Origin of the sequence: Anabaenopsis elenkinii CCIBt3563 (assembly GCF_015245355.1) — a bacterium.
Taxonomy (GTDB): domain Bacteria; phylum Cyanobacteriota; class Cyanobacteriia; order Cyanobacteriales; family Nostocaceae; genus Anabaenopsis; species Anabaenopsis elenkinii.
The window spans coordinates 4,258,209-4,276,099 of the sequence record NZ_CP063311.1 but is presented as its reverse complement, the minus strand read 5'-3'; the positions used below and the strand labels follow the sequence as shown (position 1 = coordinate 4,276,099).

The following is a 17,891-nucleotide window of genomic DNA, read 5'->3' as shown; positions in this document are numbered from 1 at the left end:
TTGATTCTAAATCTCAAAATGATATGATAGCCCCCCTGTTTCACTCACCTGAAAATCCCCATTAAACTCTTTAGCTTTCATATCTAAATATGCTTTAGCTTCAGCTGCTGGTAGTTGACAATTCATCGCTAATCCTAAGACCGTGATGCGCCCGTTATTTTCTTGTAGCATTTGATAAAAAGTAGATTGTAGGCGATCGCTTAGTTGTTTTTGTAGTGCTTTTTGCTCATTTTTGTCCTGACGATATAACCCCAAGCTTAACCAACCACCTAACACCATTGTGGGGATACCAAAGATGATACCATTTCTGGCGGTATTATCCAGGTAATAAACAGCAGGTTGATTAATAAACTCCTTGACTAAAGCCTGATTATATGCTTTGGAAATCGGCTTAACGACAGATTTTTTCTCAAGTGTTGCTGAAACTGATAGTGTCAAAAACATGAATCCCAGTGTCAATAGCCAACCCGCAGCCAGTTTTTCAGCAGTCTTCATAGTGTCACATCAGATTTTAAACTTTGCTTGCGATTCTAGCTTGAGTTGTGAAAAGCTTCCAGGGTGTTCAAATAGGGTGGGTGAGACCAGCATCACCCACCATCATCCTGAAAACAGCAGTTTAGGTAAAATCTGTCAATTTATTTGCGGGTTGCTTCTAGCAGACGGGAGTAATAAAAACGAGTTTTAGTCATAGCTTGGCGTTTGATTGCAAAGCCGTTATTTTCCAGGATTTTCACCACATCAGTCTCACGGTGGAGATAAGCGCGAGTTGCTTTACTCGGTCCAGGGAAGAAACTACCAATTTTCTTGAGTATACTTAAAGCACAGGTTTTCGGTGCAAAACTGATAATTATTCTGGACTGTGCTAAAGAGCAAAGATGGGAAATCATCAGGTCTGCTTTCTCTTGGGGGTAGTGAATGAGAACATCCAAGCAAATCACAGTGTGGTAACTACCAGTCAATGATTCTAAATCCTGAACAGCGAAAGTAGTATTTTCGGCATTTTCCAAAGTGGCTAAAGCTCTATCCTTAGCTTCCGTGACCATTTTCTCAGAGATATCGCTGGCGTATATCTTAGCACCATCTACTGCCAAGGGGATGCTGAGACTACCTACCCCACAACCAGCATCGCAGATTGATAATTCTGATAAATTCCCATCATCTTTGAGCCACCCAATAACTGTATCTACGGTTTGCTGGTGTCCATTGCGGATATCTAACTGGACTTTATTAACTTCCCCATCCCCGTAAATGCGTCGCCACCGGTCAAAGCCTGTAGAATTAAAATATTCGCGAACAATGGTTTTATCGTCAGCTACGTTCATAAAGTTAAATCTTCAAGTGTTCCCAATCTTTAAAATTATCATTAATGGCAACTTCTAGAATACTCTACAATATTTTTATAGAAGTTCTTTGTGTTCTGTCAGACAAAGTAACTAGAGATAATAGCTGATTTGGCTGGTGGTGGAGAAATTCAGGATATAAGAATTTTTTCCTACTCGCCACAAACACCCTGAAGATTACCGCCAGTAACAATTTATATGTTTTTGCTGTGACACGTGTGTATTGATTAATCATCTGCCCACAGGAATAATGCCTTGTTTTTTGGTGATTTTTAGATTAAGATATAACTATACAATATAACTACAGTTTTTTTTAAATTTAAAGAATATATTTTTTGTCATATTTTAAAATATGTCCATACAGTATAGATAATTGATTGACTAATTTAGCTTTATTGATTACCAATGACATCCAACTTCTTAACTGACAGTCCTATTATTCAATTTACAATTCTTCTAACAGTAATTTTTACTGTTCCACCTATATTTGAGCGACTGCGAATACCTGGACTAGTAGGTTTGCTAGTAGCAGGTGTATTGTTAGGGCAAAATGGGCTAAAATTCTTAGATTCTGATTCAGAAACCGTTAAGTTGCTCTCGGATATCGGCAAAGTTTATTTAATGTTTGTCGCAGGTTTGGAGATTGATTTAGAACAATTTCGCAAAACTAAGAATCGCTCAATTGTCTTTGGAATATTAACATTTTTAGTACCCTTAATTTGTGGGATCTTAGTCGGGAGATTTTTTAACTTTGGTTGGAATGCTTCTGTACTAATTGGTTCTTTACTGGCCTCCCATACTCTCTTAGCTTATCCCATTGTCAGCCGTCTGGGAGTGGTGATGAATGAAGCAGTGACAGTCACAGTAGGGGCGACAATTTTCACTGATACAGGTGCGTTGTTAGTATTAGCAATTTGTGTGGGAATTCATGGGGGAGAATTTTCTACTCTGAGTTTAATCACCCTATTAGGTGGACTAGCAATTTACTCTGTGATTGTCCTGTTTGGTTTTGACTGGGCTGGGAAAGAATTTTTTCGCCGTTCTGGAGATGAACAAAGTAATCAATTTCTGTTCATATTATTGGCTTTATTTCTCGCATCTGTAGGAGCGCAGATAGTGGGAGTGGAAAAAATTGTGGGTGCATTTTTAGCAGGGTTAGCAGTTAATGATGTTGTGGGACGTAGTCCCGTTAAAGAAAAAATTGAGTTTATTGGTAGCGTCCTATTTATCCCTTGTTTTTTTGTAGACATGGGACTGTTGATTAATATTCCCGCATTTATTAAAACTCTCAGTTCTATTTGGTTAGCATTAGTAATTGTATCAGCTTTGATTGGCAGCAAATTTATAGCGGCATTTTTGACCAAATTAATTTACCGCTACAGTAATGTACAAATGCTGACAATGTGGTCTTTATCTTTACCACAAGTAGCCGCCACCTTAGCAGCATCCTTGGTTGCTTATCAGACCTTAAATCCTGCTGGTGAAAGGCTTATTAGTGAGGGGGTCTTAAATAGTGTAATTGTCCTGATGCTGGTGACTTCAATTGTGGCACCATTGATTACCGCTAGATTTGCAGCTTTGTTACAAGTACCCCAAACCGACTTTGAAACAGAAAGTTTAGCAACTTGGTGGGAACATCATGAGGGACAACCCTTAGAACAAACTCAGTATCCATTCACCGTAGTAGTACCAATACATAACTCCAGCAACCAACGGTACTTAATTGAAATGGCGGCTTTAATAGCTCAACATCAGTCTGGAAGAATTTTACCATTAGCGATTAGTAAAGCCCATGTTCACATGGATGACCCACAATTAGGAATATCACTAGAGCAAAGTCAGCAAAGGTTGAAACTAGCTGAGGAAATTAGCGCCGAGTTTGATGTCCAGGTTTCTACAGCAGTTCGCATTGATGATGACATAGCTTTAGCCATTAGTCGCACCAGTCGAGAACAAAATGCTAATTTAGTCATCATGGGTTGGTCTCGCACCACAGGTTTACGTGCGAGATTGTTTGGTAATGTTATTGATAGTGTTTTCTGGTCTTCTCACTGTCCAGTCGCGGTAGCTCGTCTGGTAAAAAGTCCGAAAACAATTGGGAGAATTATTGTCCCCATTGGAGATTTAAGACCTCAAACTATCAGCGCTTGGAAGTTTGCAGAAATGTTGGCTGATGTGAATCAGTCGGAGGTTGTACTTTTACACGTTTCTAACAGCAAAACCCCTACTAATTTAGTAGAAGAATTTACAACTCAATTAACTGAAATTGTCTCTAAAAGTCACTTAAAGGTAAATACACATATCCGAACTATTGTAGATGATGATGTTGCTCAAACTATAGTTAGGGAAGCCCAGGGATTTGATTTAGCTGTGTTACGTTCGGTACGTTATCGTACCACAGGAGGATTGGCTGTTAGTCAAGTCACAACTGAGGTAATTGAAGAGTTAACTGGTTCTATTGTGTTATTGGGTGAGGCGCATCTTTGATTTTGGCTCTGTCAACAATTGATAATCTTTCCCAAGTTAGTTCTTTGGTAATTTCATCCCAACGCCAGCGTAACAAACCAGTTTTGGGGTGGGAAATTATTCCCGGTAAATTTAGAGCTCGTCTGGGTGCATTAGTAGCTAGGGCGATCGCACCTCCCACATCACAAATTCCCCACTTGACCAAGTTTTGCACTCCCACCAACAAGGGTAAAGTTGTCCCGGATAAGGTCCCATCTGCTAACCTTGCTGTACCGTTCTTCACTTCTATTTCCCTACTGTCCCAAGGATACGCCCCATCGGGTAACCCTAGGGGTGAGAGAGCATCACTGACTAAAAATAGTTTTTGGGAGTTGGCGCGCAGGAGAATATCTAACATCATGGGTGTAATGTGTTCACCGTCAGCAATGAAACCACACATGACATCAGGATGGGTAATCGCCGCACCTAGTAACCCCGGTTCCCGGTGGTGTAATGGGGGCATAGCGTTAAAAGCATGGGTTACCATGGTCGCCCCTTGGTTAAACGCCGCCTCTGTTTGGGCTGCTGTCGCCAGGGAATGCCCTAAACTGACAATTATCCCCAAAGAACGCAAATAGGGTATTACTTCCCCTGTACTGTCTAATTCTGGGGCTAGGGTGATGACTTTGACAATCTGGGGATAATCCCCTAAAACTCTGTTGACTTGCTCAATTGTCAGAGGTAGTAAATATTCTTGTGGGTGTGCGCCGCGCTTGTGGTAGTTTAAAAATGGACCTTCTAAATGTACTCCTAGGATCTTCGCACCTCCCCGGGGATTGGTGATCAAATCGGCAATTATCCCCAGCGATCGCTGTATATTATCTATTGAGGTAGTCACTAAGGTTGGTAAATAGGCATCTATGCCCATATCCTGTAAAAAAAGGGATACTTTCGGCAATATATGGGAATTATCCCCGGTTAACTCCGGAAATGCTAAACCTAAAGCACCATTAATCTGTAAATCAACACCACCTAAAGAAATCCAATCACCAGCGACATCTAGTGAAGACCCACAACTAGAAAATCCTGGACTCATAGGGGTAATTTCCTCAACTACCCCTTGATGGTTAACACAGATGCGCTGTAAACCTTCATAACCAGGGACTCGCGCATTAATTATATTCTCTACCTCTGGTGGTAAAAATTTATCTAAAAATTTATCTAAAAATTTATCTGTGTTCATCATAAGTAAGAGGGGGAAGAGGGAACACCGGAACACCGGAGCAGGGAGCAGGGAAGGTGGGGTAAAACAATATTTGATACAGTAATGATAACTTTTAAAACATCCTCTGATAGCAATTAATATATGGCTCCTCTTATTGGTATTATCATGGGTAGCGATTCCGACTTACCCACAATGAAAGATGCGATCGCAGTTTGTGCCGAATTTGGTATAGAAACTGAAGTGGCGATCGTTTCTGCCCATCGTACCCCAGAACGGATGGTTGAATATGCCCAAACCGCTCACCATAGAGGTATTAAAGTAATTATTGCTGGTGCTGGGGGTGCGGCTCATCTTCCCGGCATGGTAGCATCTTTAACACCATTGCCTGTAATTGGGGTTCCCGTAGCTACCCGGAATTTACAAGGGGTTGATTCCTTATATTCTATCGTACAAATGCCTGGGGGTATTCCAGTGGCTACAGTAGCCATAGGGAACGCTAAAAACGCCGGACTCTTAGCGGTGCAAATTCTCGCTACCCACCAACCAGAATTACTTGTTCAGGTTCAAGAGTATCGCCAAAGTCTAGCTGCATCAGTCATGGACAAGCAAGCCAAACTAGAACAGTTGGGTTATCAGCAATATTTAGAACAGTCAACTTAATCTTTAATCAAGTACACACCAAGCTCCCCTGCTCCGGTGTTCCCTGTTCCCTGTTCCGGTGTTCCCTAAAACCCCCGCCACAGTATAAACTGATGGGGTGAAGCATTTAGTACAACAACTCAAACCCCCAAAGTGAGGAGTTACATGGTAGGTGAGCAGTTATGGTTTTTCAGATCCCTGGGTCTGAGTATAGGAAGTTTGGCATTTTTAGCTACTGCTAGTCATGGTCAGATACCCGATGTCCCACCCACAGTCACAGCAACCTCTGAGTCTGGGGTGATTTCTTCGGTGGTAACACAGGAGTCTGCACAGATGCTGTTAGGAGAAAGTGTAGCGCCCAAGCAGCTAACTCCCGAAAGGTCTGCTGACCAACTGCGCCAGGAGTTGAGAGTTACCCCTATTTTTGATGTGATTCAGCGCCGGGTTTATTCCCCTTCCGCCTCAGCTGGAATCCCCACCGCTTTTGGCGCTAATTGGGGAGATATGTTTATCAGTCTTGCTGGGTCAACCTCTGATAACGTCAGACCAGAGGTTGACGGGGGTACATCCCTTGGGTTTGGCTTGGGTAACTCCAGAGAGTCCCTAGGCTTGGAGGTGATTTACAATAACCTGAGTATTAGAAGATTCGCCCAAAATGGTTCAGTTGATGCCAAAGTACATCGCTCCTTAGTTTCTAACAGTACCACCCAAGTAGCAGCAGCTGTGGGGTGGAATAACTTTACTAACTATGGTAACGACGCGGGGGGAACATTCCCCTCTAGTGTTTATGGTGTAGTTAGTGCATATCACCTCTTAAGACCCCAAAACCCTAATAATTCTTTCCCCGTCACCCTGTCTTTAGGATTAGGCGGCGCTCCCTTCTTTTCTAACTCTAATTCCGGGGTGGGCGTAATTGCGGGGGCGGGTATCCAAATACATCCCCAAGTAGCTGTAAGTTCCGCCTGGAGCGGTCGCGGGCTGAATTTGGGGGCTTCCTTTGTTCCTGTCCAGACCATACCATTGAGTGTAGCTGTGATCTATGGGGATGCTCTAAGTAATACTGAATCTGGCTCAGTTCTGGCTGTCGGGATTGGTTACAGTTTTAATTTCTTGCAGAGATAAAAAAAATAAACCCAATGTGACATTATCAACACGTTGCAAAAAACTTGTATCTGAGTTATCTTATCTACATAGGCTTTACAACTTAACCCGTAAAGCTTGGCATAATGTCCCATAGTGAAGCTATAAAGACATTTCAACTACCAAGGGAGAAGGCACCCAGGAGTTACCCCTGGTGAGTGGTTTTCCCAGTTCCCTGGATTTTCCTGGTGGGTGTAAACATTCCGTAAAGATTCCATGAAAAATAGGGCGGGAGTGCCTCAAAGGGGTGAAGGACACTGCTAGAGTGAGTTAAAACTGAAACTGACCAAAAACTTAGTAATTATGGATAGATTTGACGGTTTGAGATTGGGTGATCCCGAGTTAATTTGAACTCAGAGGCAGATGTTCTCAATGTTTTGTCCCCGTCATTGATAGAATGGGAGTCATTCTCATAAGCAGATCGTTGTCGGCAGAATCTCAGTGTCTTTAGACCTGAAAGTGTCATAATGTTGATTGTTTGGTGTATTCCAAGTTACAGAGGAGTGAAAATCGGACTATGGTAAACAGATCAGAGCGTGCTAGAACTGAAACTAATAAGTCAATAGTTCAAGAGCGCTATGTAGCCTTACTGGGTAGCGCCCCTGATCCCACAAGTTTAAATGGATATGTTGGGCAACTGAATAATGGTACATCTATTGAGAACATCACCCAACAGATTGTTAATTTAGTAGATGTACAAGATGAGTATGGTGATTTAAGCGGACAAGAAGCTGTTACCAGAATTTACAGAAACGCTTTTGATACCGCTCCACTTGCAGCAGACCTAACTAGATGGGCTGGGGAATGGGCGACACCAGGGAACCGGGCCAGTGTAGTTAATCAGATATTAGGTTCTGCTAATACTAACCCGACACTTCAAAGGGTGCTGGGAAATAAGGTATCTGTCGCCAAAGTTGTTACTGATTCTGTTGGCACAAACTTGGTTTTCACCCGTGACAATGATATCCTCTTAGGTACTAGTGGTAATGATGTTTTCATCGGCGATGCCAACAGCGTTCAAGCTACTGACCAGATTATAGGCGGCTCTGGTACTGATACCTTCCAATACTATAACGCCAGTAATGTGCTGCCTAGACTCCAGGGTGTGGAAAGGGTAGAATTAATTAACGCTGATACCTTCAATTTTATTGATTTCAGTGCTACTCCCAGTCTTTCAGGGCTGAAGGAAGTTACCCTAAAATTTAATCCACAACAAAGTGATGTTGTTATTGCAGGACTACGTGACATTAGACTTGGTATTGATAACGTTACCAATGGGAATGATATTACGGCGCGTTTTGGTAACGGTAGCGATGGGAATATTTCCCTTGTGGATTCTCGATTGAACACTCTGAGGATTGAGGGTGATAGAGTCGAGACTGTTAACATTGATGTAAAAAGTGAATTTAACGGTGGGGTTAACACAATATCGAGTCTAACCAACCTAGCAAATGTCAGAAACATCAATATTACCGGGGATGCAGGGCTAAGAGTTACCGACCGAATTACTTTAAACCCCACTGCACAGACAACTGTTAATGCCTCAGCTAACAGTGGCGGTGTAGGATTAACCTTTGATAACGGTAGGGTTAACTTCACAGGTAGTTCTGGTGATGACACTATTGGGTTTGTGCTTGCTAACTTTGATACTCAGGACAGAGTTGATGGTGGTAGTGGGACAGATAAATTAGTATTGTTAAGGGATGTTTTCATTCCATTCCCTCCACTTCCTCCACTTCCTCCACTTCCTCCAGTTGTACCTCCAGTTGTACTTGACAACACCCAACTCAATGCTGTTAACGCGGCTCAGAATATTGAAATCTTGCGCTTGCAACTAAATCCGGTTGGTAACTTACAAAGACGTGACTTAAATGCGTTAACAGTAGACGCTCAAACAATTACTGCTGTTAACAGATATGAGTTTGCCGTTGACACGGTCAACCTCAGCAATGCTGCTGCTAATGATAGGTTCACCCTAGATGGTACAAGCAGATTAAACCTCCAAGGAGCAGCACAAGCAAGTGTTGATTTGACCTTAGAAAACGTACCTTTAGAAACCGTACCTACTGTGGGTTTAACCCCTACTCTGAATTTAACCTCTGACAGAAATAATAATACTACTGTTGCCGGTAGAAATGTTATTACCAGACTAGTATCTGATGTTGATGGATTAAGAATTAACGTCAACAACGTCGTCACCCCCGTTGCTCAAAGCAGACCTTTAACCATCGGGGGAATTCAGCTTCCAGGAGATACTGCAACAGGTGTTACTATTAATGCTGAGACCTTCACTGCGGACTTCAATGCCACTGGTACCGCATTAAATGACACATTCATATTCGATGCAACCCGATTCTTTGGGCGCAACGCAACTCTCCAAGGTGGCGCAGGAACAGATACTTTAGAACTTAGACAAGGTACAGCTCCTAACATTCTGGCTGATTTGACAGCTACAGGTAATGCTCAACTACCCACTAATGTTGCTGTCATCAATAACCGTGCTCAAGGTATTGAAATCCTGCGCTTGAATGGAACTACATTGACCGCAGATGCTGGGCAAATCACCGGTATTAACCGCTTTGAATTTGTAAATACTTCTGGACTACGTGAAGTTACCCTCAGAGGTGCTGATCAAAATGATCGAATTACCTTAAATAGTACAAGGACATTAACCCTTGATGGAGCACAGCAACGGGTTAACTTAACCTTAGAAAACATCCCAACTCTGACTTTAGTCTCTGACCGGAATGGTAATATCAGTCCAAGCACCAATGCCAATCAGATTGATACCCTACAATATGATAACCAGGGGTTAACTATCAATGTTGTTACAGCTATCGATATTACAACAGGAATACCAAGGGGGGCAGATGGATTGGGAAATCAGGACAGAGACCTGATCATAGCAGCCCCCACACTGCCACCAAATGCTATCCAAGGTATCAGAATTAATGCCTCTGTTGTTGGTCAACCTGCCTTTACTGGACGGTTAACAGTTACTGGTACTGCTCTTGATGACGTCTTAACAGGTGGTAGTGGTAATAACACCTTAACAGGTGGTGACGGTAATGACATTCTGAGAGTCATAACTGCTGGTGATCACAGGTTAGACGGTGGTGCCGGTGATGACACTATTATCTTGGAATCGGCTGCATTCAATGATTTAAATAATAATGATTCTATTAATGGTGGCACTGGTAGAAATACATTGGTTTTAAGATCCAATGATTTGGTTTTAACAACCAATGATAATGATCTAACAGGAATCCCTGCTGCTGCTGCTAGAACCACTGCCATTAATGCCATTAATGCTGCTCAAAACATTCAAGTCTTGCGCTTGGAAGGAACTAACGGCGTAAACCCCGCAAATAGTGTCATAGCTGATGCTGGTTTGATTAATATTAGGGAGTATGAATTTGATGCAGGTCAAGTTACCCTCAGAAATGCTAATCAAAATGATCAAATTACCTTGGAGAGTACAAATACATTAACCCTTCAGGGAGCACAGCAACGGGTTAACTTAACCTTAGATGACAACATTCAAACTCTGACTTTAGTCTCTGACCGGAATAATAATACCAGTGTCAGCACCACTCCCAATCGAATTGATACCCTACAATATGGTGACGAAACCTTAACTATCAATCTTATCGGATCAGGAAGGACGGCAGATACAGTTGGAGATGGAAATCAGGACAGAAACCTGATCATAGCAGCCCCCACACTGCCGGAAAATGCTACCCGAGGTATCAGAATTAATGCCTCTGGTGTTGGTGGTGTACAACCTGCCTTTACTGGACGGTTAGAAGTTACTGGTACTGCTCTTAATGACACCTTAATAGGTGGTAGTGGTAATAACATCTTAATAGGTGGCGCTGGTAATGACACCTTAATAGGTGGTGCTGTTAATGACACCTTAATAGGTGGTCTTGGGGGCGATAGGTTAACAGGTGGCGGTGGTGTTAACACCTTCGTTTATACATCTGCTGCTGACTCTAACAGATCCCAATTAGGCGGGGCTGTGAGCTATGATACTATTACTGACTTTAAGCCGGGAACAGGGGACAGAATCGACCTGGTAGCATTAGGATTGACTCGACCTCAGTTTGTAGGACAGGTTACCCCCGTGGGTGCGACTTTGGCGGCTGCTGTAAATAATGCAGCCACTCTGATAGGTGTTGGTAATTTTGGTTACTTTAATGTCCCTAATTCCGTTATCACAGGAGGAGCACTCGGAACTAGCACTTTCATCCTAGCTACTAATCAAACACCTCAGACCACAGATGATTTATTGATTCAACTCAATGGTAACTTGGCTTTAACTACAAACGATTTCACTCTTGCTGTGTAGATGAATAGAAACTACTTCAGGTAGTCGCTATAGGTCCAGGGACACACGGTCAAGATGCTTGCTGTTGGCGGAGCGGCGCCTTAGGGCGGGTAAATTCATTGGAAACCCCGTGAAGCAAGAATCCCCCGCACTTCGGCTACCGCTCAGTGCAAGGTCGGTGATAGAGTAACAAGATACGGGACTTTTTATAGAGGTTCCGTATTTCACTATTTTTTGACCACTAAAATACTGATATATAGGAAACTTAAGTCATGACTAACAATAACTTTATTGATAGTACGGTCATCACTGGACAAATTGCCTCAGTAACTGGTACTAACCTAGGATTCACCGGCGAACCGGGAGAACCAAGCCAGTCAGGAACCATTAACTCTGCTTGGTGGCGTTGGACTGCTCCTACTGCCAGTCCGGTAACTATCAATACTGTTGGCAGTAATTTTAATACTTATCTCTCAGTCTTTACTGGCGATGCTGTTAATAATCTAACTTTAGTCGCTTTCGATGAAAACTTAGACTCAGCTAGTCAGGTGACTTTTTTCCCCACCGCCGGAACCACCTACCACATAGCAGTTGATGGTTTCTTAGGTACTACAGGCAACATTCAACTTAACCTGGCTCAGATATTATCACTGTCATACTATGATACTCCCGGCTTTGCCACAGCGGTGCAAGTAGTAGGGGACTACGCCTATGTGGCTGATGGTCTCTCAGGGCTACAAATCATCAATATCACCAACCCCTCTAGCCCCACCCTCACCGGTTCTTATGATACTCCTGACTTTGCTTTGGGTGTGCAAGTGGTGGGTAATTACGCCTATGTAGCTGATGGTTTCTCAGGGCTACAAATCCTCAATATCACCAACCCCTCTAGCCCCACCCTGATCGGCAGTTTTGATACTCCTGGACTGGCTATAGGTGTGCAAGTAGTAGGTAATTACGCCTATGTAGCTGATGGTTCATCAGGGCTACAAATCATCAACATCACCAACCCCTCTAGCCCCACCCTGATCGGCAGTTTTGATACTCCTGACTCTGCTGAGGGTGTGCAAGTAGTGGGTAACTACGCCTATGTAGCTGATGGTTTCTCAGGGCTACAAATCCTCAACATCACTAACCCCTCTAGCCCTACCCTGATCGGCAGTTTTGATACTCCTGACTTTGCTACCGCTGTGCAAGTGGTGGGTAACTACGCCTATGTAGCTGATGGTTTCTCAGGGCTACAAATCCTCAACATCACTAACCCCTCTAGCCCCACCCTCACAGGCTCTTATAATACTCCTGGCTTTGCTTATGGTGTGCAAGTGGTAGGTAACTATGCCTATGTGGCTGATGATGAATCAGGACTACAAATCATCAACATCACTAACCCCTCTAACCCCACCCGCAGGGAAAATTATCAAACTCCTAACTTTGCGTTGGGGGTGAAAGTGGTAGGGGACTACGCCTATGTGGCTGATGGTTCATCAGGACTGCAAATTTTTGATGTGAGTGAGTTTCAGACATCAACGAATTTAGCGATCGCCCCCACTAATGCTACACGCTTAGAAGGGGATGAAGGACTCACCCCCTTTACCTTCACAGTGACCCGCACAGGTGATACAACTGGTATAACTAGTGCGAGATGGGCAGTTACAGGTACGGGAGACAACCCCGCCAATGCTGCTGATTTTGGCGGTTTATTACCATTTGGCAGGGTAGATTTTGCCTCCGGGGAAACCACGAAGGTAATCACAGTTAATGTGACAGGTGATACTGTAGTAGAGCCAGATGAAACCTTTACCCTCACCTTGTCTGACTCCAGTGGTGCTACTATTACCACAGCTACCGCCACCGGGACAATTCTCAATGATGACCTAGGCGATCGGCAACAAATCACATCATTAAATAATTTAACCGCTACCCCTGGGGGTAATGTATCTATCCCCCTGTTTTATAACACCACCACAGGTGATAATACCCTGACCGGTATTAGTTTACGGCTGCATTATAACTCTAATGAACTGAGCTTCCAAAATGCAGACAACCTGTTCAATAACAATCTATTTGTTCCCCTATCAGAACCCATACTTGATACTGTTGACTTTGACAACGACCCGAATACTGACAAGTTTATCCAATTTGGTTATGCTGACTTTGCTGGTAACTGGCCTAACCAACCCCTACCGTTAAAATTAGGGGACTTTAAATTTACCAGTACCAGGAACTTTGAAGGAACTCAACTTAATGTGACTTCCGATAATTTAGCCCCTGGTTATAGCTTAGAAACCGACCCGATTTTAGTCAGTAAGCAAGCATGGAATCTAGATATTGATGGGGATGGTCGAGTCAATGCCCTTTCCGATGGGATTATGATAGTACGTTATCTGTTTGGTCCTAATGCTTTCCCCGGTGAGAAATTAATTGAAGGTGCGATATCGCCTAACGCTACCCGCAACCTAGCAGAAATTCAAGCCTACTTACAAAAAGGAGTAGACGACAAACACCTAGATATTGACGGGGATGGTCGAGTCAATGCCCTTTCTGATGGGATTATGATAGTGCGCCATCTGTTTGGTTCTAATGCTTTCCCCGGTGAGAAATTAATTGAAGGTGCGATCGCCCCTGATGCTACCAGGGATTTAACCCAGATACAAGCACATTTAACTCAGTTCGGCACCTTAATATAGATATCTTCTGAGGGTTGACGGTTGACTGTTGACTGTTGACGGTTGACTGTTGACGGTTGACTGTTGACTGTTGACGGTTGACTGTTGACTGTTGACGGTTGACGGTTGACTGTTGACTGTTGACTGTTGACTGTTGACTGTTGACGGGTCAGGGTTTCAGAGCTACGACCGCCGGGAGCCAGGGGTTAGAAACCCCTGTCTCATAGCTAAAGTCGGATAAATCCGACTGGGTGTTGACGGGTCAGGGTTTCAGAGCTACGACCACCGGGAGCCAGGGGTTAGAAACCCCTGTCTAATAGCTAAAGTCGGATAAATCCGACTGGGTGTTGAATATCACATTATAAATAAGCTTAACAATCATTGCCTAGAGTATCCTATGCCCTTACCAGTCCACTTTTAGTGGACTTTTGCTATCAGACGCTTAATTTATTCCCCGGTTAAGTAAGTTTGGGTTATAGTGTGAAAAAATTTAGACCCGGACTTCTTAGAGAAGTCCGGGATCTGGTTTGCATTCAACTAAGGAATGGCTAGAGCGTGCCTTTTGGTGACTGAGCTTACACTACGACGCTTAGTCCTCGAACCTGGAAGATGACATCATCAAAGTCGTTATCACCGCCGCCGGCTATATCTTCAAAGCCAAAGACATTGTTACCCAACAACTGGATCTGGTTGCTGTTGGAAACGTTAGTGCCTATACTGGTGACAAATAGGTTACTAAAGTCGGGTCTCACTGAGTTGATGTCACCATTTGCGACTAGGAATGGTAGCAGCACATAGTCTGACAAGTTAAGACTAGAGCTAACTTCAAAGGTGCTGCTTAAATTGCTGGTTTGGTTATTGCCAACCCTACCAGTCAGCACTGCATTGTTACGTACAGCACCTAGATAGGCATTGCGATCGCCCAGTCCAGCGATACTGTCACCAGTGAGTTTATCAACCACAGCCCCTGTAGTTCTTTCCGCCAAGTAGAAGCCCACTAGATTATCAAAAGCAGCTTCCCGGTACAGGGTAGCATCCACCTTAACAGTGATTTTGTCGCTAGGACTAGCAGGCGGGGTAAGGCCTCCCAGACTAATAGCTTCCAGTTGCTGACCGTTGACCTCAATCTTCTGAGTAAAGATTTTTACAGTCTCTGTATCTCCTGGTCTGCCCAGAACGTCTGCAGCAATGTTCAATCCACCACCAGTCAGGGTAAAACCATTAGCTGTAACCTGACTAATCGTTAAGGGGGTAATAGCATTAGTTCCCAGCTGGCGCAATTGGAACCTGGTCACATTACCATTTGCAGGGGAGACACTGATCAAGCCTGACTGGAGATCGTTAAGGATAGAACCAATACCATCAGGTAGCCCAGAGGCATCACCGAGAGTGGTGAGAATACTTTGAGTTTTACCGTCCGCAAAGACAACCTCCAGCACCTGAGATGAGGGGGTTGAACCTGTGACAGAGAATTTAAAGACAGTATCAAAGGGTTGCTGTAGAAGAGGTGTTCCGGTGTTGGGGTCGTTGATAGTTACAGTACCTGGTTGTCCGGGAGTACCTGGTTCACCGGGAGTACCTGGTTGTCCGGGACCGCCTGGTTGTCCGGGACCGCCTGGTTCACCTACAGGACCTTGTGGACCGGTGGGACCTTGTGGACCTACAGGACCTGGTTCACCTACAGGACCTTGTGGACCGGTGGGACCTTGTGGACCGGTGGGACCTTGTTCACCTACAGGACCTTGTGGACCGGTGGGACCTTGTTCACCGGGAGTGCCTGGTTGTCCGGGAGGACCTTGTTCACCTACAGGACCTTGTGGACCGGGAGGACCTTGTTCACCGGGAGTGCCTGGTTGTCCGGTGGGAGGTTGAGGAATGATCAAGGTAGTGAAGAAAGCAGGTACCATATTCAGGTTATCTGCCTCATCCCGGGCAACTGCCATGGGGACAAAAACACTCAATGTTCCTTCAAAGTCCTCATCAGGTGTAACTACTAAGGTGTATGTCCTGTCATCGATTTGGTTGAATGCTCCCTTAGTACCACCATTGCTCAGGACAATGTCATCCCTAGTAAAGTCGGCTACTGCTTCACTGAAGGTGAAGGTATAAGTAATATCTCCTGTGGGAATGATTGCTATTACTGACTTGTCTGCGGTGATAGTAACCGTAGGTAGTACAGTATCAACCTTAATAAACCGACTTCTTTGAGGGCTAACATTGCCATTCAAGTTCTGATAAACAAAGATACCTTCTTCACCCTGATCAAACCCTAGCACATCATCAGCGGTAATAGCAATTGACCATCTGCCATCAGGCTGTACAGTAGCTTGTTTCCCAGGTCTGGAACTATTCGGCTCACTGTCAAACCTGACGATAATCTGTGCCCCTGGTGTACCAGTACCGGTGATGTTAAAACCATCCAGTTTTTCTTGTCTGTTAACTATGTCATCTCCCGCCACCAAGTTAATCACTGGGGCTACTGGTGCTAGCAATGAAGCCGCAGCGCTGGGATTCCCACTAATATTACCAATGGCGGCTCCATCGCGCACAGCAACTCTTAAGCCTGTGTTACCAGGTGCATCACGGTTAACTACACTGGTTTCAACTAGCAAGGTGTAAACTGTTTCACCATCATTGCCTGTAAATGTTCCCTTAGTACCATTGGTGACGGTGATATCATCAGTAGTGAAGCCCCTGACTGGTTCACTGAAGGTGAAGGTGTAGAGGACTGGAAACTGATAGTTAGGATCTCCACTGGGAAAGGCATTTACTGCTTGACTAGTAATGATGACTGTAGGTAGACCAGTATCTCGCGCCACCGGAACAAAGGGATCAAAAATAAAGCCACGTCTTGGATCTAAGTCTCCCGTCTCCGTTATGCTTTGATCGGGACTTGTCCTGTCTTTTAAGAACAAAGTTGCCCCATCAATGCGACCATTACCATCTCGGTCTCGCAATATCACCCCCACTTCGCCCTCAGCAGGGTTATTGTTGAAGAGGAAGAAATTACCATTGTCATCCTGCTTGGCTACACCAAAATAGTCAAGTGTGCCTGGGGGGCGTTCCGCAAAATCCACTTCTATCTGAACTATCTCAGTAGGGAAGACATCCCCAACCTCACCATTAATTAGGGGTCGAACTGTAAATGACAACGGTGGTACATACAACTGGGCGCCCGGAATATCAGCCCGTAGCCGCCTAAGAATATCATCAATATCCGCTGTTTGTCGCTGCTCTTGTTCAATCCTTAACCCCTGATTCCCCCCTGGGGATAGCAAAATTGTATCGTCATCCAGAATAGTTCCCGTTGCAGTAGCCGTGGTAATGGTGGCATTAGTAGCACCAGACAAAGTGATGCTAAAGGTTTCATTTGGTTCTGCTACCGTGTCACCTTGGACATTGACTGTAATTACCTGAGATGTTACCCCTGGTGCAAAGGTGACAGTACCCGATGGGAATACTCCACCTGCAAAGTCGGCGGCGTTAGCAGGGTTGACTCCTGTACCTGTGACTACCCAGTTAGCAGTGCTGGTAACATTGGTGTCCCCGGTGCGGGTGACTGTGAAGGTGAATGGGGTGAGTCCTTGATTACCTTCTGGTTGTACTGCATTGGTGGGGGCGATCGCAATGAAGGAGTCTATGGTATCCACCACCACTGTAATATCCTGAGTCGCGCTCGGGCTGACATTGCCTGCGGCGTCGGTTTGAGTGGCAGTAATTCTTTCTCCACCCTCACCAAAAGCCTCGACATCGGCTGCAACTACCGCCACTGACCACGTACCATCAGGGTTCACAACTACCGTGTTACCACCTGTTAATGTAGTACCGCTGTCAAATACTAGAGTCACCGTAGCTCCAGGTTCACCAGTACCTGTGATGGTCAAGCCTGCTTGGGCTTCTTGAGCATCAATAATATTGTCTTCCGCAACGGTGTTAATGACGGGGGCGGCTGGGGCTATGGTATCGACTGCAAAGGTAAAGGCTGGGGATGTACCAATATTACCGGCGGCGTCGGTTTGGGAGGCGGTGATGGTTTTACCTTCTCCCTGGCCAATGGCGGTGAGGTTGGCTGCACTCAGGGTGTAGGTAAAGTCGCCATTTGCATC

The 17,891-nt window shown here is 44.5% G+C and carries 9 protein-coding genes; 5 read left to right on the top strand and 4 right to left on the bottom strand.

The window, feature by feature from the left end; translation table 11 throughout:
- Window positions 1-6 precede the first annotated feature (6 nt).
- Together IM676_RS18665 and bchM are read right to left on the bottom strand one after the other, a co-directional pair.
- Window positions 7-495 carry a hypothetical protein gene (locus IM676_RS18665; RefSeq protein WP_200988255.1) on the bottom strand — a complete coding sequence of 163 codons (489 nt, stop codon included), beginning with the start codon at window positions 493-495 and terminating at the stop codon, window positions 7-9.
- A 140-nt stretch (window positions 496-635) separates the two neighbouring features.
- Window positions 636-1,322 carry a magnesium protoporphyrin IX methyltransferase gene (gene bchM / locus IM676_RS18660; RefSeq protein ID WP_200988254.1) on the bottom strand — a complete coding sequence of 229 codons (687 nt, stop codon included), beginning with the start codon at window positions 1,320-1,322 and terminating at the stop codon, window positions 636-638.
- A 423-nt stretch (window positions 1,323-1,745) separates the two neighbouring features.
- On the opposite strand from bchM, the gene IM676_RS18655 reads away from it, so the two are divergent.
- Window positions 1,746-3,827, top strand: coding sequence for a cation:proton antiporter domain-containing protein (locus tag IM676_RS18655; protein WP_200988253.1), 2,082 nt, complete (start codon window positions 1,746-1,748; stop codon window positions 3,825-3,827).
- Here IM676_RS18655 and nagA read toward each other — a convergent pair.
- Window positions 3,796-5,028 (bottom strand): N-acetylglucosamine-6-phosphate deacetylase, encoded by a 1,233-nt coding sequence (gene nagA, locus IM676_RS18650; RefSeq protein WP_200990284.1) that lies wholly within the window; start codon window positions 5,026-5,028, stop codon window positions 3,796-3,798. The genes IM676_RS18655 and nagA overlap by 32 nt on opposite strands.
- 123 nt (window positions 5,029-5,151) lie before the next feature.
- On the opposite strand from nagA, the gene purE reads away from it, so the two are divergent.
- The 4 genes from purE (at window position 5,152) to IM676_RS19930 (ending at window position 13,806) form a co-directional block, all read left to right on the top strand.
- On the top strand, window positions 5,152-5,670 hold the full coding sequence (gene purE / locus IM676_RS18645) for a 5-(carboxyamino)imidazole ribonucleotide mutase (protein ID WP_200988252.1): 519 nt from the start codon (window positions 5,152-5,154) through the stop codon (window positions 5,668-5,670).
- 144 nt (window positions 5,671-5,814) lie between these two features.
- A complete protein-coding gene (locus tag IM676_RS18640; protein ID WP_200988251.1) occupies window positions 5,815-6,771 on the top strand; it encodes a hypothetical protein in 957 nt (318 codons plus the stop codon).
- A gap of 535 nt (window positions 6,772-7,306) precedes the next feature.
- On the top strand, window positions 7,307-11,140 hold the full coding sequence (locus IM676_RS18635) for a beta strand repeat-containing protein (protein WP_200988250.1): 3,834 nt from the start codon (window positions 7,307-7,309) through the stop codon (window positions 11,138-11,140).
- Between the two features lie 251 nt (window positions 11,141-11,391).
- Window positions 11,392-13,806 (top strand): Calx-beta domain-containing protein, encoded by a 2,415-nt coding sequence (locus IM676_RS19930; protein ID WP_225880402.1) that lies wholly within the window; start codon window positions 11,392-11,394, stop codon window positions 13,804-13,806.
- A gap of 554 nt (window positions 13,807-14,360) precedes the next feature.
- On the opposite strand, the gene IM676_RS18615 is transcribed toward IM676_RS19930, so the two are convergent.
- Window positions 14,361-17,891, bottom strand: a 3,531-nt coding sequence (locus IM676_RS18615; protein ID WP_200988249.1) for an Ig-like domain-containing protein, incomplete at its 5' end; no start/stop codon positions are given.